Origin of the sequence: Neobacillus dielmonensis (assembly GCF_000612665.1) — a bacterium.
Classification (GTDB): Bacteria; Bacillota; Bacilli; order Bacillales; family Cytobacillaceae; genus Neobacillus; species Neobacillus dielmonensis.
Genome location: NZ_HG942061.1, coordinates 1 through 18,745, shown reverse-complemented (window position 1 = coordinate 18,745; position 18,745 = coordinate 1). Strand labels below are relative to the sequence as shown.

14 protein-coding genes, 1 pseudogene and 1 other annotated feature are annotated in these 18,745 nt (G+C 42.4%); of the genes and pseudogenes, 13 read left to right on the top strand and 2 right to left on the bottom strand.

What is annotated here, in order from left to right; translation table 11 throughout:
• Nucleotides 1-521: 521 nt before the first annotated feature.
• Nucleotides 522-875 (top strand): annotated as a pseudogene (locus BN2425_RS23615) (transposase); the annotation flags it as partial.
• A gap of 205 nt (nucleotides 876-1,080) precedes the next feature.
• Here the strand turns inward: BN2425_RS23615 and BN2425_RS11480 are convergent.
• Entirely contained in the window at nucleotides 1,081-1,569 is a 489-nt protein-coding gene (locus tag BN2425_RS11480) for a LiaI-LiaF-like domain-containing protein (protein WP_042459289.1), read from the bottom strand.
• 259 nt (nucleotides 1,570-1,828) lie between these two features.
• On the opposite strand from BN2425_RS11480, the gene hemA reads away from it, so the two are divergent.
• The 8 genes from hemA (at nucleotide 1,829) to ysxE (ending at nucleotide 10,730) form a co-directional block, all read left to right on the top strand.
• Nucleotides 1,829-3,172, top strand: coding sequence for a glutamyl-tRNA reductase (gene hemA, locus BN2425_RS11475; RefSeq protein ID WP_042459271.1), 1,344 nt, complete (start codon nucleotides 1,829-1,831; stop codon nucleotides 3,170-3,172).
• 12 nt (nucleotides 3,173-3,184) lie between these two features.
• Entirely contained in the window at nucleotides 3,185-4,018 is an 834-nt protein-coding gene (locus BN2425_RS11470) for a cytochrome C assembly family protein (RefSeq protein ID WP_042459268.1), read from the top strand.
• Between the two features lie 16 nt (nucleotides 4,019-4,034).
• Nucleotides 4,035-4,973, top strand: coding sequence for a hydroxymethylbilane synthase (gene hemC, locus BN2425_RS11465; protein WP_042459265.1), 939 nt, complete (start codon nucleotides 4,035-4,037; stop codon nucleotides 4,971-4,973).
• Entirely contained in the window at nucleotides 4,966-5,754 is a 789-nt protein-coding gene (locus BN2425_RS11460; RefSeq protein WP_042459262.1) for a uroporphyrinogen-III synthase, read from the top strand. Before hemC ends, BN2425_RS11460 begins: the two co-directional genes overlap by 8 nt.
• 139 nt (nucleotides 5,755-5,893) lie before the next feature.
• Nucleotides 5,894-6,874 carry a porphobilinogen synthase gene (gene hemB / locus BN2425_RS11455; RefSeq protein WP_042459259.1) on the top strand — a complete coding sequence of 327 codons (981 nt, stop codon included), beginning with the start codon at nucleotides 5,894-5,896 and terminating at the stop codon, nucleotides 6,872-6,874.
• Nucleotides 6,875-6,902: 28 nt separating this feature from the next.
• A complete protein-coding gene (gene hemL, locus BN2425_RS11450; protein WP_042459256.1) occupies nucleotides 6,903-8,189 on the top strand; it encodes a glutamate-1-semialdehyde 2,1-aminomutase in 1,287 nt (428 codons plus the stop codon).
• A gap of 279 nt (nucleotides 8,190-8,468) precedes the next feature.
• Nucleotides 8,469-9,578, top strand: a complete 1,110-nt coding sequence (gene spoVID, locus BN2425_RS11445) for a stage VI sporulation protein D (RefSeq protein ID WP_042459254.1) — start codon at nucleotides 8,469-8,471, stop codon at nucleotides 9,576-9,578.
• 96 nt (nucleotides 9,579-9,674) lie between these two features.
• The gene (gene ysxE, locus BN2425_RS11440; protein ID WP_042459251.1) at nucleotides 9,675-10,730 is read left to right on the top strand and encodes a spore coat protein YsxE; all 1,056 of its coding nucleotides are present in this window, start codon (nucleotides 9,675-9,677) and stop codon (nucleotides 10,728-10,730) included.
• Between the two features lie 17 nt (nucleotides 10,731-10,747).
• Here ysxE and BN2425_RS11435 read toward each other — a convergent pair whose 3' ends face one another.
• Complete coding sequence (locus BN2425_RS11435) at nucleotides 10,748-10,936, bottom strand: hypothetical protein (protein ID WP_042459248.1); 189 nt, start codon at nucleotides 10,934-10,936, stop codon at nucleotides 10,748-10,750.
• A gap of 539 nt (nucleotides 10,937-11,475) precedes the next feature.
• On the opposite strand from BN2425_RS11435, the gene BN2425_RS11430 reads away from it, so the two are divergent.
• The 4 genes from BN2425_RS11430 (at nucleotide 11,476) to BN2425_RS11415 (ending at nucleotide 18,637) form a co-directional block, all read left to right on the top strand.
• The gene (locus tag BN2425_RS11430) at nucleotides 11,476-12,423 is read left to right on the top strand and encodes an O-antigen ligase family protein (protein ID WP_195891928.1); all 948 of its coding nucleotides are present in this window, start codon (nucleotides 11,476-11,478) and stop codon (nucleotides 12,421-12,423) included.
• A 110-nt stretch (nucleotides 12,424-12,533) separates the two neighbouring features.
• Nucleotides 12,534-12,757 (top strand) — a binding site (T-box leader).
• Between the two features lie 49 nt (nucleotides 12,758-12,806).
• Complete coding sequence (locus tag BN2425_RS11425) at nucleotides 12,807-15,449, top strand: valine--tRNA ligase (RefSeq protein WP_042459246.1); 2,643 nt, start codon at nucleotides 12,807-12,809, stop codon at nucleotides 15,447-15,449.
• 68 nt (nucleotides 15,450-15,517) lie between these two features.
• Complete coding sequence (locus BN2425_RS11420; protein ID WP_042459243.1) at nucleotides 15,518-16,840, top strand: bifunctional folylpolyglutamate synthase/dihydrofolate synthase; 1,323 nt, start codon at nucleotides 15,518-15,520, stop codon at nucleotides 16,838-16,840.
• A gap of 72 nt (nucleotides 16,841-16,912) precedes the next feature.
• The gene (locus tag BN2425_RS11415; RefSeq protein WP_081798052.1) at nucleotides 16,913-18,637 is read left to right on the top strand and encodes a sensor domain-containing diguanylate cyclase; all 1,725 of its coding nucleotides are present in this window, start codon (nucleotides 16,913-16,915) and stop codon (nucleotides 18,635-18,637) included.
• Nucleotides 18,638-18,745: the final 108 nt, after the last annotated feature.

The following is an 18,745-nucleotide window of genomic DNA, read 5'->3' as shown; positions in this document are numbered from 1 at the left end:
GTCTCCCGAGACCTCTACATCCCGCAGGAGTCTTCGTGCCTTCCGCTCCAATCAACAGGGTGCAATCTATAGTTTTGGGCTCCAAATGCAAATTTTAAAAAAAACCAAAAAAACCGTCTTTTCTTGTAAAATGAAAGGTGCCACACCAACATTTCAGAAATAATTGGGACAGCCCTCTTTTTATATTTTTTGGGTGGTTCGATTTGGCCTGTTGATTTGCGCTCCAGGCGCTTCGCTTTCCGCGGGGAGGTTCCGGGAGCCTCCTCGGCGCTTGCGCCTGCGGGGTCTCCCGAGACCTCTACATCCCGCAGGAGTCTTCGCGCCTTCCGCTCCAATCAACAGGGTGCAATCATAAGTTTTGGGATCCAAATAACCAAATTTTTAAAAAAGCCACAAAAGAAATCGTCTTATCCTTTCTTGTAAAATGAAAGGTACCACACCAACATTTCAGAAAGGACGATTTTTATGAGCAAGCAAATGACTACTACAGAAAGTTATAACACCCAAATGACATTTCTTCCGACCGGAACAGCTATTCCAAAAACGGACAAAGACGCAACCTATATGAGAATGAAGGAATATCATATGAAAATGGCCAACTTAAGTCAGGGTATAATGTGCAAATGGGGACTGAAAATCAATTTATCTTGTTTTACTCCATCCATCAACGGCCTACAGACACACGTTGTATGATCCCGCATTAGAGAAATTGGGCGGCTACTTCGTTACCGATGCCCCAAACAGTTATAGCTGATGCGGGTTACGGAAGTGAAGAAAATTATGTTTATACGGTTGGTGACGAGAAGGAACAACGATTTGATTTTCTCATTCCATATGGAACCTACTTGCATAACGAACGAGGAAATACAAAAAAGATTCAACGTTCCGCAGATTTTCTCTGCAGGGCCTCGACAAAGTACACGACGAGTTCGGAATGGCTATGGCCCATAACAGCCTGAAAGTAGCAGGCATTCCCCAGCTACTTTCAGGAAATAATCCTAATAACATAAAAGAAGGTGGAGAAAAACGACTCCACCTTCTTTATTTTAGGGACTTATGGGACAGCCCCGAATAGGACGGTTATTTTTTCTTCTTTAGCAAAAAATAGACACCAACAACAATGATAAGCGCGGGCCAAAACTTCCAAATAAAACTGATGCTGCTTTGCAGCACCCCGAAATAACCCATGATTTTGTCGTTAAACAATAAAAGAATGGAAAATAGCAAGAAGACAACAGCCTGAAACAAGCCGGAATTTGTTTTTAAAAACCGTAGAAAAAGTCCTATAGAAATCAGCAAAATCAGCATTCCACTCGTATTATTGGGCCAAAATGAAGCATGTCCGGCAAGGTGGAAATGCAGACCGAAACCCGTCAATATGACACCAGGTAAAATGGCTTCATATTCTTTCGCAGAATAGCCCTGACCTAAAAAGGCGATTCCGACAATCATTAATAAGGTCGGCCAAGATAAAAATTGTGGGAATATAGTAATTCCAGTTTGTTGCAAGAAAAAATAGCCGCCAAATCCGATTAGAATGATTCCAGGGAATATCCGTTGATTTTTCATAACAAACACACCACTTCCAGTAAGGTTCACTTGAATATCTTCTAGTTTTTTGGTACTGTACATAAGGAAGTATAAAAGAAAACATAGACTTTTGGACTGATTAGCAGGACTCACAACGAGCCCCTAATGCTTTTAATTGCTAATCTATCTTACCATATAGTTTCGCTTTATGTTCACATTTTTCGGGCATTTACCGAAAATGTGAGTGATATAATGTTTCTAGCTAATACTGCAATAATTTTGGGGGTGCCTTTTTAAAATGCATATTGTCGTAATTGGTCTTAACTATAAAACTGCCCCTGTAGAAATTCGTGAGCAGTTGACATTTAATGAAGCAGATCTTGGGGAGGCTGTTAAGCGCCTGAACAGCAAGAAAAGCATTCTTGAAAATGTCATCTTATCAACCTGTAACCGGACTGAAATTTATGCAGTAGTCGACCAGCTTCATACGGGCCGCTACTATATTAAAGAGTTCCTTTCCGAATGGTTTGGAATCGAGCAAAAAGAATTCTCACCGTTTCTTTTCATCTATGAAGATGATGGGGCGATTGAACATTTGTTTTCTGTTACATGTGGACTTAATTCCATGGTGCTCGGAGAGACACAAATTTTAGGACAGGTTCGTACCAGCTTTTTACTAGCCCAAGAACAAGCAGCAACCGGAACGGTATTTAACCATCTATTCAAACAAGCCATTACACTAGCCAAACGCGGCCATTCTGAAACTGAAATCGGCGCGAATGCTGTTTCTGTCAGCTATGCTGCAGTCGAATTGGCCAAGAAAATTTTCGGTTCGCTTTCCAATAAACATGTACTGATTTTTGGTGCTGGAAAGATGGGCGAATTGGCGGCACAGAACCTTCATGGGAACGGCGTGGAGCAAGTAACGGTCATTAACCGGACTTACGAGAAAGCAAAGGCTCTAGCTAGCCGATTTAATGGGGATGCCAAAACGATCGATGACCTGAAAAAGGCGCTTGTATCTGCCGATATCTTAATCAGCTCTACTGGTGCAAAGGACTTTGTCATTACAAAAGAAATGATGGCGGAGGTAGAGAAGCAGCGGAAGGGCAAGCCGTTATTTATGGTAGATATTGCGGTTCCCCGCGACTTGGATCCGCAGATTGCTGAGCTCGAAAACATCTTTTTATATGATATCGATGACCTCGAAGGAATCGTCGAGGCCAATCTTCAGGAGCGGAAAAAAGCTGCTGAAAGAATCATGTTGATGATAGAAAAAGAAATTGTTGACTTCAATCATTGGCTTGGTATGCTGGGTGTGATCCCAGTTATTTCTGCGCTAAGGGATAAAGCATTAGCCATCCAGGCGGAAACGATGGTCAGTCTGGAACGGAAGCTTCCACATTTAAGCGAACACGATATCAAGGTGTTAAACAAACACACAAAGAGTATCGTGAACCAAATGCTAAAAGATCCAATCTTACAAGCAAAAGAATTGGCTGCAAGACCGGATGCGGATCAGGCAATGGAATTATTCATGCAAATCTTTAATATTGAAAAACAGGCAAAGGAACAACAATCGAAAGCCGCCGAAATGAAATCAAAACCTGTTCGTGACGTGCAGCCTTCCTTTTTGTCATAAGGGGACAAAGTGATGTTTACGGTCTTTATGACAAGGATTCATGAATTAACGGTTGTTCTATATGCCATTAGCGTACTGCTGTATTTTTTTGACTTTATTCATCATAACCGGAAGGCAAACCGGATTGCCTTCTGGTTAATTGCATTTGTATGGGTTTTACAAACTGTTTTTTTAATTCTTTATATGATAAAAACAGGAAGGTTCCCCGTTCTGACGATTTTTGAGGGACTTTATTTTTATGCCTGGATATTAATAACATTGTCAATTTTGATAAATCACTTATTGAGAGTCGATTTTATCGTCTTTTTTACCAATATACTGGGCTTTACGGTTATGGCGATTCATATATTTGCTCCAATGCAAGCGGATTCCCATGTCATGGCCAAGCAGCTTGTTTCGGAATTGCTTTTGATTCATATTACGATGGCCATCCTATCCTATGGTGCGTTCTCCTTGTCTTTTGTTTGCTCGGTTCTTTATCTGATCCAATACGACTTGTTAAAACGAAAGAAGTGGGGAAAACGGCTGCTAAGACTGGCTGATTTAGAAAAATTGGAGAGATTGTCCTACATATCTGCGGTCATTGGTGTTCCGCTTCTGCTGCTGGCGCTTATTCTTGGGCTGCAATGGGCGTTTTTAAAACTCCCGGGCATGCCTTGGTATGATATGAAAATCATCGGTTCGTTTATCTTACTGATTGCATACAGCATTTATTTATATTTACGCATCGCGAAAAACTTTTCCGGTAAAAACTTGGCACTCTGGAATGCGGGATCTTTTTTAATCGTTTTAATTAACTTCTTTTTATTTGGTCAATTATCTTCCTTTCATATCTGGTACTCATAACTACTAGGAGGCAATCATGCGAAAAATTATTGTAGGTTCTAGACGAAGCAAGTTGGCATTAACACAAACAAATTGGGTCATTGATCAGCTAAAGAAAATCGACCCTCGCTATGAATTTGAAGTGCAAGAGATTGTCACCAAGGGTGATAAAATCGTTGATGTAACTCTATCAAAGGTCGGCGGCAAAGGATTGTTTGTTAAAGAGATTGAACAAGCAATGGTGAATAAAGAGATTGATATGGCGGTTCATAGCATGAAGGATATGCCGGCTGTATTACCTGAGGGTCTGACTATTGGCTGTATTCCTTTCCGTGAAGACCACCGGGATGCTTTGATTTCCAAGGATCATGTTAAGCTGATGGACTTAAAGCCGGGTGCGATTATTGGTACAAGCAGTCTGCGCCGCAGTGCTCAGATTCTTGCAAAACGGCCAGATTTAGAAATTAAATGGATTCGTGGCAATGTCGATACAAGATTAGCCAAATTAGAGACAGGCGAGTATGATGCAATTATTTTAGCGGCAGCTGGACTGTCCCGTCTTGGCTGGACAAGCGAAGTGGTGACAGAATTTTTGGATGCCGATGTTTGTGTCCCGGCAGTCGGCCAGGGAGCGTTATCGATCGAATGCCGCGAAGATGATCGGGAACTTCTTGACCTGCTTGAAAAATTCACCTGTCAAAAAACTGAAAAGGCTGTTCGTGCTGAGCGTGCATTCCTGCAAAAGATGGAGGGCAGCTGCCAGGTGCCAATCGCCGGATTTGCTCGTGTCGAGGATAATGATGAAGTAGTTTTAAACGTACTGGTTGCTTCTCCAGAGGGCCAGGAGATATTTAAAGAAGAGCTTAGAGGCCAAAATCCAGAGGAACTAGGTGTCCAAGCGGCTGCTTTGCTTACTGAAAAAGGAGCAAAAGACTTGATTGACCGGGTTCTTCGGGAGCTCGAAGGTCGTGAGTAACCCGTTACCATTACTAGATAAAAAAGTTCTTGTCCCTAGGGGCAAAGGTCAAGCTAAGTCCTTTTCACAGCTGGTAAAGGAGTATGGCGGAATTCCCGTGGAAATTCCGCTGATTGCTTTTCGTCCGGTGGAAATGAACAAGCGCCTTCAAGAAGTCTTGCGGGCGCTGGAAACGTTTGATTGGCTGGTCTTTACTAGTAAGGTGACAGTGGATACGTTCTTTTCGTTTATCGATCCGGCTAGGGTAAAGCTTCCTAGGATTGCTGTGATTGGCAAGAAGACGGCTGAGGAATTGGAGAAACTGGGAATTGAAGTAGCGTTTGTTCCGTCAGCATATGTGGCGGAAGCGTTCGTCGAAGAGTTTCTCCCCTTAGTTGGCCAAGGTGAGCGGGTGTTGATTCCAAAAGGGAATCTTGCTCGAGAATACATCGCCGACTCGCTCACTGAAGCAGGCGCTTCTGTAGAGGAAATCATTATTTATGAAAACTATATGCCGGAAGAGAGCCGCGGAAAACTAGTTAAGATGCTTGCCGAGGACCAGCTTGATATTTTGTTGTTTACGAGCCCGTCTACAGTGGACCATTTTATGGCTGTGGTGAAGGAGAATCAGCTTGAGAGCCGGCTTAATGGCAGTATCATTGGGTGTATAGGACCGGTAACGGAGAAAAAGTTGTTGGAGTATCAGCTCCCGGTACATGTTTCGCCAGAGGAATATACGGTGAAAGCCATGGTGGAGAGCACGATTGGTTTTTTGGAGAAACATGAAGGTATACGCAAGTAAGAAATGGTTATCCGCAAGTTAGGTTATGCTATACGCAAATAGAAGTCCGTTATCCGCAAATGAGGAACGGCTATCCGCAAGTTGGAGAGATTTATAGGCAAGTAAAATTTTTGTAGTACATATTTGGAGGTCATTTATCATGGATTTACAATTTAAACGTCATCGCCGGTTACGGACAAGTGCCAATATGCGAGCACTTGTCAGAGAAAATCATTTGAGCGCAGATGATTTCATTTATCCGCTATTCATTTACGAAGGAGAAAACATTCGCAAAGAAGTCTCATCTATGCCAGGCGTCTTCCAGGTTTCACTGGACAACCTGCAAGCAGAAATGGAAGACATCGTTGCGCACGATATTAAATCCGTATTGTTATTCGGTATTCCGAAAACAAAAGACGAATGCGGCACAGGAGCTTACCACGACCATGGAATCGTCCAAGAAGCCACACGGTTTATTAAAGAGCGGTTCCCGGACATCCTGATTGTAGCCGATACCTGCCTGTGTGAATACACAAGCCACGGCCACTGTGGAATGGTCAAAGGGGATAAAATCCTAAACGACGAATCACTTGATTTACTTGTGCAAACAGCTGTCAGCCAAGCAAAAGCTGGGGCCGATATCATTGCACCATCGAACATGATGGACGGCTTCGTAGCGGCGATTCGTAAAGGATTAGATGAAGCTGGCTTCCAAGACACGCCAATCATGTCATATGCCGTAAAATATGCTTCCGCATTCTACGGACCATTCCGTGAAGCAGCAGAAGGCGCACCGCAGTTTGGTGACCGGAAAACCTATCAAATGGACCCTGCTAACCGCATCGAAGCATTCAGAGAAGCAGAATCCGATGTGGCAGAAGGAGCAGACTTCTTAATCGTTAAACCTGGTATGCCATACCTTGACATCGTTCGTGATATGAAAAATACCTTTAACTTACCAATAGTCATTTATAATGTCAGCGGCGAGTACTCGATGATCAAAGCGGCAGCCCAAAACGGCTGGATTGACGAAAAAGCCACCGTTCTAGAAATGCTGGTTGGCATGAAGCGCGCAGGTGCTGATCTAATCGTTACCTACCATGCCAAAGATGCCGTTCGCTGGTTAAGAGAAAACCAATAACCCAATATGGTTGGAAAGAGGGAACAGGATGCGTTCGTATACCAAATCGATTGAAGCATTTAAAGAAGCTAAGACCTTAATGCCTGGTGGAGTGAACAGCCCGGTCCGAGCCTTTAAGTCGGTTAACATGAATCCGATTTTTATGGAAAGAGGTAAAGGTTCAAAAATCTATGATATTGATGCTAATGAATACATTGACTATGTGCTGTCCTGGGGACCTTTAATCCTTGGCCATGCCAACGACCAAGTTGTCGAAGCATTGAAAAAAACTGCCGAGCTTGGCACCAGTTTTGGCGCGCCAACTCTGCTAGAAAATCAATTAGCCCAGCTCGTTAAAGAACGGGTGCCGTCTATTGAAATCATTCGGATGGTCAACTCTGGCACAGAAGCAACTATGAGTGCGCTCCGTCTTGCACGGGGTTATACCAGCCGCAATAAGATATTAAAATTTGAAGGCTCATACCATGGCCATGGTGACTCCTTATTAATTAAAGCCGGTTCTGGCGTGGCCACACTCGGTCTTCCTGACAGCCCTGGAGTGCCAGAAAGCATTGCCAAAAATACAATTACAGTTGCGTACAATGATATAGAAGGCGTTAAAGTCGCTTTTGAAAAATATGGTGATGACATCGCTTGTATTATCGTGGAACCTGTAGCAGGCAACATGGGTCTAGTTCCGCCGCTTCCAGGCTTCTTAGAAGGTTTGCGTGAGATTACTACTCAATACGGGGCATTGCTTATTTTTGATGAAGTCATGACTGGCTTCCGTGTTGGCTACAACTGTGCCCAGGGTTATTTTAATATCACACCAGACTTAACATGCTTAGGAAAAGTAATTGGCGGAGGACTACCAGTCGGAGCTTACGGTGGTAAAGCCGAGATCATGGAAAAAATCGCGCCAAGCGGTCCGATTTATCAAGCTGGCACTTTGTCCGGAAATCCATTGGCGATGACTGCCGGATATGAAACCTTAAGTCAGTTAACCCCTGAGCATTATCAGGAGTTTATCCGGAAAGCAGATATGCTGGAAAAAGGCTTTACAGCCGCAGCAGAAAAGTATGATGTTCCGATTACGTTTAATCGTTCCGGTTCGATGATTGGTTTCTTTTTTACTGCCGAAGAGGTCATTAACTATGAAACGGCCAAAACGTCTAATCTTGATTATTTTGCTAATTATTATACTGAAATGGCAGACCAAGGCGTATTTTTACCGCCATCCCAATTTGAAGGATTGTTCTTGTCAACCGAACACTCTGATGAGGATATTGCCAAAACCATTCAAGCAGCAGAAGTTGCTTTTTCCAAGCTTAAATAATAGGAGCACCCGTCTTTATGCGACGGGTGTTTTTTATTTCCGCAGTTCTATAAGACAAAAGTGATCGAGAATATGGAGGAAATGTCTGATAGGCCCAGCCTTTTAGCCCGAACCCAACCACATCTAGAAAGCCAGAAAACTGTCTTTACCAAAACTTATCCTAGAAATCCCGTAATTTTTCCACACAATCGGGCTTTTTTATCATAAATAAAAATATCCGCTCATAAAGTGTAAGTGACATAGTGATTTTGCGTGAAGGAAACGAAAGGAGGAGTCGCTTTGTCCCAGGAGAATCAATCGTACCTTAGGTTTTCCGTGGAGGAATCGTTGTGGTTTAGAAAAGGACAGGAAGTCGATGAGCTTATTTCCATTTCCCTAGACCCAGACATTACCATCCAGGAAAATGATCAGTACGTGACTATACGGGGATCGCTAGAACTCTCTGGCGAATATAAAAACGTGAAGGACAGCAGCAGTGAGGCACAGGAACATCCATCCCAAAAATTTGTGGAACGAGTGGCAGAACAAGAAGAGGGGATATGTGAGTTTTCACATCGGTTCCCGGTAGACATTACGATTCCAAATAACCGCATCCAAAGTGTTTATGATATTGATGTGTTAGTGGAATCGTTTGATTATTCGCTGCCTGAGCGGAGCTGCTTAAAGCTTTCAGCGGAATTGACGATTAGCGGGCTCTATGACACGGAAACACAGCAGGAACAGGAGCCGGAATTTGAGGTCGTACACCGAACGGAGGCATCCGATGAGGAAGAGGAAATAGAAATCGATGAGCCAGCCGCTCAGAGCCCATATGAGCACGATGTATTATTTGAAATTGAGGCAAGAAAGCAGCAGGAAGAAGAGCCAAAAATAGAGGCATTTCCTAAATTGCCGACGTTTAACTACCAACCGGAGCAAATGGAAGAAAGTGAAGACCACCAGCCTGCGTGGCAATTTCAAGAATACAACCCTGAGCCAGTCGAGCCTGCCTTGAATTTACAAGAAGCCAGAAGTGAACAACATAAAGTGGAAGTCAACGTTGAGGTAGAAACCGCTGAAGAAGTGGTGCCTGAGGTCTTGGTAGAGGTAGAAGAAGTCTTAGAACACGAAGAAAGTTCCTCTTCGGAAGGAGCTCCTAAGAAAAAAGTAAAAGCTGGCAAAAAGAAGAAAGCGATGAAACTGACCGAATTCCTTGCCCGCAAGGATGAAGGTCCTCAAACAGCAAGACTGCGCGTATGCATTGTCCAAAAAGGCGACACGATTGAATCGCTTGCTGAAAGATACGATGTTTCCGTGCATAATTTCATGCGTGAGAACCAGCTTGAGATCAACCAGGATGTCCATGAAGGCCAAGTGTTATATATACCGGCTGCCTTAGCTAAAAAGTAAATGGTGTAACGATATTGAGCGGGTCGGGTTGTGGCCTGCTCAGTCTCTTTTTTCAGACCAAACTACCTGCTATTTAAAGGAAGAGAGTTGAGTTTCATGAGTGAATCCAACCGGTTGGAGCGGATCACTCCAATCTTGCAGTATTATCAAATAGAGCCGTACTTTGTCGAAGAGTATGGCAGTATCCAAAAGGTTTATTCCAACAAGGGAACGTTTGCCTTGAAAAAAATATCTCCGTCCACCGGTACCGACTTCATTCGCCATGTCCATTATCTTTACCAAAAAGGCTACAACCGAATTGTTCCCATTTATCCGACCATGGATGGCCGATACGCGGTGTTGCATGATAACGATCTATATTATTTAATGCCCTGGATGGCCAATGACTTTTCCGAAAACCGCCAGTCCCAAACAACCCAGCTGTTTCGTGAACTGGCTAGGCTCCACACACTGTCTGCCAAGGAAGTTACGATTAGCAAAGAAGAGCGGACGGAGCATTACGAAAAGACGATTCAGCAGCTCGATAAACACCAAGAATTCCTCGATGGATTTATTGATGTTTGTGAAAAAAAGACCTACATGTCTCCATTCGAATTGCTCTATTGCTTGTACTACAACGAAATCAGCCAGGCGTTGCGGTTTTCTAAGTCAAAGTTTGAAGAATGGTATGAGCAAACAAAAGATAATGAAAAGGCGCGGATGGTCGTTGTTCACGGAAAGCTGTCTCATGACCATTTTCTCTATGATGACCGCGGTTATGGATTTTTCATCAATTTTGAAAATGCCCGCTATGGGTCGCCCATCCATGATTTGCTGCCGTACATGTCACGAGCGCTTAACACGAGCCCCAAGCGCAATGATGAAGTGATCGACTGGGTCCATCATTATTATAAATATTTTCCTTTTAAGTCTGATGAAAAACTATTATTTTACAGCTATTTGGCCTACCCGATTCCCATCCTACAAGCCGCGGAAAAGTTTTACCGCAAGCAGCGCCCGAAAAATGAGCTGAAGTTTGTCCGCCAGCTGCAGCACCGTTATTGGCAGTTGAAAAATACGGAGTATGTGGTGATGCGGATGAGTGAGATTGATGCTCAGCAGCAGGCAGCAGCCCAGCAAGCAAAAGAAGGAGCCCAACAGCAGCAAAGTTAGTTTGCGCCGATGGGCTCCTATAACACTTCAAAATAGATGGAAATGGCAATTCCAATAAATAGCGATAATAAGATGATATCAAAAACGGTTGGCAGAAAAATCGTCCTTAAAAATTGAAAAATAATGAATGGCAAAATGAGTTGCCCGCTAATCCTGCGAAATGTTTTAAACCAGGGACGGTATTTGTATTTCTGGAAGTTCCTCAATGAATAACCTCCCCTCAAGCCCATTTACCATATATATATTCAGACAATCGTGTGAATTCTCCACTATTATTAAAAATACTCCCTTTACAAAGCAGACAAACCATGGTTTGATAAAAATTGAAATCATTTACAAGTGCCTATATTACTAAATTAAAGGGAGTACCTACATGTATTGGTTTATTCTGCTATTTCCAATTCTCATTTATCCTTGGGGGTTTGACCCGTACTACACAGATCCCAAAACAAATTACCTATATTTATTTGTTTTTGGTTCATGGCTGTATATTTTATTTAAACGAAAGTTTCGCACCCTTTTCCCTACGAAGAAATATAACTTAACAGTTTATACTTTATTTGTTTTTATTTGTTTAATTGAGGTATCTACGGCATTTTCAAAATACCAGCATACTGCGATTTATGGATTAATAACACGCAAGGAAGGTCTAATTACATTTTTTTCTTATTGTAGTATCTTTCTATTTTCATATCGACTCTTGGGAAAAACAAGATGGAATAAAACCATATCAGGATTGGCAATTATGTCGTTAGTAGTATCGATTTATGGAATCTTGCAGCATTATCAACTGGACTTTCTGCCAAGAAACAGTATGATGAGAAATTATACTGGTACTTATGCGTTCTTTGATAACCCGAATTTTTTTGGTTCCTATTCGGTTCTAGTCTTTTTGTCAGCTATAACTTGCTACATTACAGCTGAGACTAGAAAAACTATGTTTCTTTATTATACCGTAATATGTTTTGTGTTTGTAGCTCTTATATTCTCCAATACTAGAAGTGCATACCTTGGTGTTTTCTGTGGTTTATTATTTCTTACTTTTTTTGCCGTAATTAAGATAAAATTTTTATGGAAAAAATGGGCGACGATATTGATTACACTTGTATTATTACTTTTATTCATTAATATGAGCGAAAATGGTAGATATAACGAACGAATTAAATCATTAGTCTCAGATTCCTTTAATGTGGTTTCTCAGCATAGTACCGGTCGTGAAGGCTCTTCACGATATTTTATCTGGGAAAAATCTTTGCCTCTGATTCCAGAATATTTTTGGATTGGTTCGGGTCCTGATACTTTTTTGTTTATCTTTCCTGCTACTGAAGAGGAGCTGATGACCTACCTGAGTGGACAAAGGGTGGACAAAGCCCATAATGAATATTTACAAATGGCAGTTACACTTGGGGTACCGGCGTTATTAACATATCTATTCTTTATATTTTTAATATTAAGGAAGGCCTTCCGGGCCGTTCGAATGTCAAGTGGAAATGAAATGCTGTTTTTGTACGGGCTAATTTCTATTGTCATTGGTTATTTAGTTCAGGCGTTCTTTAATATTAGCACCGTTCCGGTAGCCCCGCTGTATTGGGCCATTCTCGGTATAACACTCGCCAAGTCTGAGCAGCTATTAAAACATGTGGCACTGCAAAAATCAAAGTTATTAGATAGGGGAAAAGACCAAATTGCGTGATAGCCGTAACATTTTATTAGGTCTAACATAGTATGGAAATTAAAAAAATTGGTCATGATGATTGACGTAACCGCCCTTTTTTGGGTAGTATAACAATATAAATTTAAAAACCAAAAGCAAAGACTGGGAAGAGTACGATACCATCCCGCTTCAAGAGAGGGAAATCACTAGCTGTAAGATTTCCTAAGCGGAATATCGGAAGGTCGCCCGTGAGCTTCTTCTGTGAAGGTAAGTAGCAGAAGACGGAGGAAACCCGTTATTCGATGAAGCGCCAATCAATCTTGTTTGATTGGAAAAAAGGTGGTACCGCGAAGCAACTCCATTCGTCCTTTTAACGACGAATGGGGTTTTTTGTTTTGGATTATAAGAAGGAGGAAATATAGATGGAAACAAAAGAAGTAACAATGTCCACCAAGTATGAGCCCCAGTCCATTGAAAAAGGGCGTTATGACTGGTGGGTAAAGGGCAAATTTTTTGAAGCCAAGGATGATGAGAGCAAACAGCCATACACAATCGTTATTCCGCCGCCGAACGTAACAGGTAAATTGCACTTGGGCCATGCGTGGGATACAACCCTGCAAGATATTATTACCCGGATGAAGCGGATGCAGGGCTATGATGTTTTATGGCTGCCAGGCATGGACCATGCTGGAATTGCCACTCAGGCAAAAGTCGAGCAAAAGCTGCGCAGTGAAGGCAAAAGCCGCTATGATTTAGGCCGCGAAAAATTCGTTGAGGAAACCTGGAGGTGGAAAGAGGAATATGCTTCCCATATCCGCCAGCAATGGGCTAAACTTGGGCTTGGCCTCGACTACTCAAGAGAGCGATTCACTTTGGATGAAGGTTTATCGAAAGCCGTTCGTGAAGTGTTTGTCAAGCTCTATAATAAAGGGCTAATTTATCGCGGAGAATATATTATTAACTGGGATCCATCAACAAAAACAGCTCTTTCCGATATCGAAGTTATTTATAAAGATATCCAAGGTGCCTTCTATCATATGAATTATCCGTTGGCAGATGGCTCGGGTTCCATTGAGGTAGCCACAACCCGTCCGGAAACGATGTTGGGCGATTCAGCTGTTGCAGTCCATCCAGAAGATGAGCGTTACAAGCATTTAATCGGTAAAACGGTCATTCTACCAATCGTCGGCCGAGAAATTCCAATTGTTGCGGATGACTATGTCGATATGGAATTTGGTTCAGGAGCTGTAAAAATTACTCCAGCACATGACCCGAACGACTTTGAACTCGGCAACCGCCACAATTTAGAGCGAATTCTCGTTATGAACGAGGATGGAATCATGAATGAAAAAGCCGGCAAATACCAAGGCTTAGACCGGTTCGAATGCCGTAAGCAAATTGTCAAAGACCTGCAGGAGCTAGGCGTTCTGTTTAAAATTGAAGACCACATGCATTCTGTTGGCCACTCTGAGCGCAGCGGTGCAGTCGTAGAGCCTTATCTATCGACTCAATGGTTTGTAAAAATGCAGCCACTTGCCGATGCAGCCGTGGAATTGCAAAAGCAAGAGGACAAGGTGAACTTTGTTCCAGACCGTTTTGAAAAAACCTACCTGCACTGGATGGAGAATATCCGCGACTGGTGTATTTCCCGCCAATTATGGTGGGGACACAGGATCCCGGCTTGGTACCACAAGGAAACTGGTGAAGTTTATGTAGGACATGAAGCACCGGCAGATGAGGAGAATTGGGAACAGGATAAGGATGTACTAGATACATGGTTCAGTTCTGCTCTATGGCCGTTCTCAACCTTGGGATGGCCGGATACAGATGCAGCTGATTTCAAACGCCATTTCCCAACTGACGCGCTCGTAACGGGCTATGATATCATCTTCTTCTGGGTATCACGGATGATTTTCCAAAGCGTTGAATTTACGGGTACTCGTCCATTTAAAGATGTCCTCATCCATGGTCTCGTACGCGACGAGCAAGGCCGAAAAATGAGTAAATCATTAGGCAACGGTGTGGATCCAATGGATGTTATCGATCAATATGGTGCCGATGCCTTAAGATATTTCTTATCCACTGGTTCTTCACCAGGTCAGGATTTACGTTATAGCACGGAAAAAGTAGAAGCAACCTGGAACTTTGCCAATAAAATTTGGAACGCTTCCCGGTTCGCGTTAATGAATATGAATGGCTTGAAATTCGAAGAGATTGATTTCAGCGGTGAAAAATCCGTTGCAGACAAGTGGATTTTAACCCGATTAAATGAAACAATTGATCATGTGACGAAGCTATCAGAACGTTATGAGTTTGGTGAAGTCGGCCGGGCGTTATATAACTTTATCTGGGATGACTTCTGTGACTGGTACATCGAAATGTCGAAGCTGCCACTATATGGCGAAGATGAAGCAGCTAAGAAAACGACTCGTTCAATTTTAGCTTATGTTCTAGACCAAACCATGCGTCTTCTGCATCCATTTATGCCATTTATCACTGAAGAAATTTGGCAAAACCTGCCGCATGAAGGGGAATCGATCACGATTGCCAAATGGCCAGAAGTGAAACCTGAACTTTCCGATGACCAAGCAGCCCAAGAGATGAAGCTGTTAGTCGAAATGATTCGTTCTGTACGGAATATCCGTGCTGAAGTGAACACACCATTAAGCAAGAAAATCAAAATGCTTGTAAAAGCGAAAGATGAAAATATCCTTAAAGCTCTTGAAACGAACCGCAGCTATATCGAACGCTTCTGTAATCCAGAAGAACTAATAATGGGAACAGAAATCGAAGTACCAGAAAAAGCAATGACTGCCGTGATCACCGGATTGGAAATCATCTTACCGCTTGAAGGCTTGATTAACATTGATGAAGAAATTGCCCGTCTTGAAAAAGAAGTAGAAAAATTAACTAAAGAAGTCGACCGGGTACAAAAGAAATTAAGCAATGAAGGCTTTATTAAAAAAGCACCGGAAGCAGTTGTCGAGGAAGAACGGGCAAAAGAAAAAGACTATCTGGAAAAGAGAAGTATTGTAGAACAACGGATTAAAGAATTAAGAGGATAAATAGAAAGTGGAGACGAATCCGAATGGGTTCGTCTACCTTTATTTTAGGACAAACAGGGGTGTCATACATGTTTACTACCTATCAAGAAGCCTTAAATTGGATTCACGCAAGATTAAAATTAGGAATAAAGCCTGGGCTCAAGCGAATGGAATGGATGATGGAGCGGCTAGACAATCCGCAAACCAAAATGAAGACAGTTCACATTGGCGGTACCAATGGAAAAGGTTCAACAGTTACCTTCCTGCGGTCGATTCTTCAAGCAGGCGGCTATTCAGTTGGAACGTTCACTTCTCCATATATTGAACAATTTAATGAGCGGATTAGTGTCAATGGAAAGCCGATTAGTGACCAAGAAATTCTCGACTTGACGAATATCATTCGCCCTTTGGCGGATGAACTAGAAAATACTGAGCTGGGTGGACCAACAGAATTTGAAGTCATTACCGCGATGTCTTTTTATTTTTTTGCCCATATCCAACAAACAGACATCGTCTTGTATGAAGTGGGTTTAGGGGGACGGTTTGATTCGACCAATATCATTAACCCGCTTGTCTCAATTATTACCAATATTGGGTTGGACCACGTGAAGATTCTCGGAGATACCTATGAAGAAATTGCCTTTGAAAAAGCCGGGATCATTAAACCATCCACGCCAATCTTTACTGGGGCGAAACATCCGGGGGCTTTTCATGTCATCAAAGAGCAGGCCATGAAACAACAAGCGCCGCTTTATCATTTGGGGGATGACTTTATGGTCACTCAGCATGAGTCAAAGCCTAGGGGTGAGATGTTTACGCTGCATTGGGATGGAAAAATGCTCGAACAGCTGGAAATTAGCATGATCGGTCAGCATCAAACCGAAAATGCAGCCCTTGCTGTTTACGCAGCCCTCTATTTGCAAAAGACTGGGTGGTCCAATCTGACTGAACGCACGATCAGAGAAGGATTAAAAACGGCCTTCTGGCCAGGAAGATTCGAAGTGCTGTCACAACAACCGCTTATCATTATCGACGGGGCACATAATAATGAGGGAATCACGGCATTAGTGAATGAATTGACTACGCGATTTCCTCATCAATCGATTGATATAGTGTTTGCTGCATTGAGGGATAAACCACTAAACAAAATGATTGCTCGGCTTGATAAAATTGCCTCTCATCTGGCGTTTGTCAGTTTTGACTACCCAAGGGCTGCAAAAGCGCAAGAATTGCTGGAAATTAGCCAATCACCCGATAAGGTAGCTGTCGAAGACTGGCAGTCTTATCTTCTGGAGGAAATTCAACAGCTTCCTAAGGAGCGGATTTTAGTGATAACCGGCTCACTTTATTTCATTTCACAAGTAAAACCATTTATTTGTAAAAATTTGAAGAATATTACGACATCTCTATGACAAGAATTGCAAAATTTGTTAAAATGAAATTATCTTGAATTAATACCTTTTTGCAGAGGGGAGGGGATTGGAATGAATGATGTAAGCCCTATTATGAAGCGGGGAATTGCTATTGTTTGGCTCCTGCTCGTTCCGGCTGGTATGTGGTATACCTATCAATCCTATCCTCCTCCTTCCTCGGTACAATGGCTGGATATTTTGGCTTTTTTGCTGTTAACTTCGATTGTCGCCTCGATGCCAATTGTGATTAATGAAATGTTTATCTTTTTGATTCAGTGGGTCACGTTGGTAGTCTTTTTAAAATTCGGCTTGTTTTTCGAAATGGTTTTTGCCCAGATTTCCGTTGTTGTTTTGCTAGTGCGGTTAAGAGTGTTACGCAAGGGGGAATGGTTCCGCCTGCCGCTCAATTTAATTATGTTTTTTCTTGTATCATTTGTCAGCGGATCCTTTTATTACCTAATCGGAGGACAATTAGCCCCTTCATTATCGACTAACCCTAGTGCATTGTTGCTGGCTGCTTTTTATGCGGTGTTAAACTATTTGTTGAATCAGGTAATTGTTTCTTTTAACCTGTATTTTATTTACAAAAGCAAAGAACCGATCTTCAGCAAGGATTTGTTCGTGGAAACCGTCACGACAATCGTGACGTTTCCGATTGGTTTTGTATTATACATCCTCTATCACCAGGTAGGGTTGCTGGCGATTCTTTTCGTCGGCATACCGTTTGTCAGCTTGTCTATTATTTTTAATCTCTATTATTCTAGCCAAAAGATGAACGAGTATTTACAGAAGGCAGCGGAAATCGGTCACCAGATGGCAGAACGGCTAAATATGGATGATGTCGTGAATGTGTTTATTCAAAGACTGAGCGAAATGCTTCCTGTGGATTACGCCTATATTCTTGATGTTCAGGGAGATGATTTAGTTGTCGACCGAATGGTTGAACAGGGACAAGTCGTTGCTGCTCAAATTCCTCCTTTAAAGAAAAACGAAGGAATCAGCGGCATGGTATGGGCGGAAAACAAGGCTTACCTGTACAGTTCGCGGAAAGAATGGCGGAAATTCGCAAAAAGTTATATTCCTGATGATGCCGAAAGCCTATTATGCGTTCCGATTGTTAGAAGTAAAAAAATCATTGGGGTATTGGTACTGGCATCAAAACGAAAACGGGCATATGAAAAATACCAGCTTAATATGGTAGATATTCTTTGTTCTTACTTTGCAGTTGCCATCGAAAATGCCAAGCACTATGAACGAACCAAAATCCAAAGTGAACGCTGTCCACTGACAAAATTGTATAATTTCCGTTATTTTGAAGGGCTGTTAACCAGAGAGTTTGAAAAATTAACAAGGTTTGAACGGAAAAGTCTTTCCTTAATTATTCTCGATATCGATCACTTCAAAAGCATAAACGACACCTATGGCCATCAAAGCGGCAATGAAATCTTAATCGATATTGCTGGGAGAATAAATAAGCTGGTGGCGAATCGAGGCACTGTAGCCCGTTATGGCGGAGAAGAATTTGTTGTGCTGCTGCCGGATGTAGTGAAGCAAGACGCTTATCAAGTGGCTGAACACATCAGGGAATCAATCGCCAACTGGCCATTTACTCTTATGCAAGCTTTGGACCAAGACAATAAAAAGATACAGGTTAAAATTACAGTTTCGATTGGAGTGGCTACTGCTCCAGAGGATGCCGAGGATGCATTGGCATTGGTAAGACATGCGGACCGGGCATTGTATGTTGGAGCAAAGCGAGCTGGGCGGAATCGAGTGGCGGAGTATTCTTCTAACTAATATAACGATTTCAAGATTTCGCTTTGAATACAAAAAAGCTGTCCATTCAAAGATGGACAGCTCAGACTGTCGACAAATCCGAAAAAGATTGGGTTTGCCGACAGTCTT

Coding starts and splice junctions, on each gene's coding strand:
- BN2425_RS11480 (WP_042459289.1), bottom strand. CDS start 1,569: ATGAAAAATCAACGGATATTCCCTGGAATCATTCTAATCGGATTTGGC.
- hemA (WP_042459271.1), top strand. CDS start 1,829: ATGCATATTGTCGTAATTGGTCTTAACTATAAAACTGCCCCTGTAGAA.
- BN2425_RS11470 (WP_042459268.1), top strand. CDS start 3,185: ATGTTTACGGTCTTTATGACAAGGATTCATGAATTAACGGTTGTTCTA.
- hemC (WP_042459265.1), top strand. CDS start 4,035: ATGCGAAAAATTATTGTAGGTTCTAGACGAAGCAAGTTGGCATTAACA.
- hemB (WP_042459259.1), top strand. CDS start 5,894: ATGGATTTACAATTTAAACGTCATCGCCGGTTACGGACAAGTGCCAAT.
- hemL (WP_042459256.1), top strand. CDS start 6,903: ATGCGTTCGTATACCAAATCGATTGAAGCATTTAAAGAAGCTAAGACC.
- ysxE (WP_042459251.1), top strand. CDS start 9,675: ATGAGTGAATCCAACCGGTTGGAGCGGATCACTCCAATCTTGCAGTAT.
- BN2425_RS11430 (WP_195891928.1), top strand. CDS start 11,476: ATGTCGTTAGTAGTATCGATTTATGGAATCTTGCAGCATTATCAACTG.
- BN2425_RS11425 (WP_042459246.1), top strand. CDS start 12,807: ATGGAAACAAAAGAAGTAACAATGTCCACCAAGTATGAGCCCCAGTCC.
- BN2425_RS11420 (WP_042459243.1), top strand. CDS start 15,518: ATGTTTACTACCTATCAAGAAGCCTTAAATTGGATTCACGCAAGATTA.
- BN2425_RS11415 (WP_081798052.1), top strand. CDS start 16,913: ATGAATGATGTAAGCCCTATTATGAAGCGGGGAATTGCTATTGTTTGG.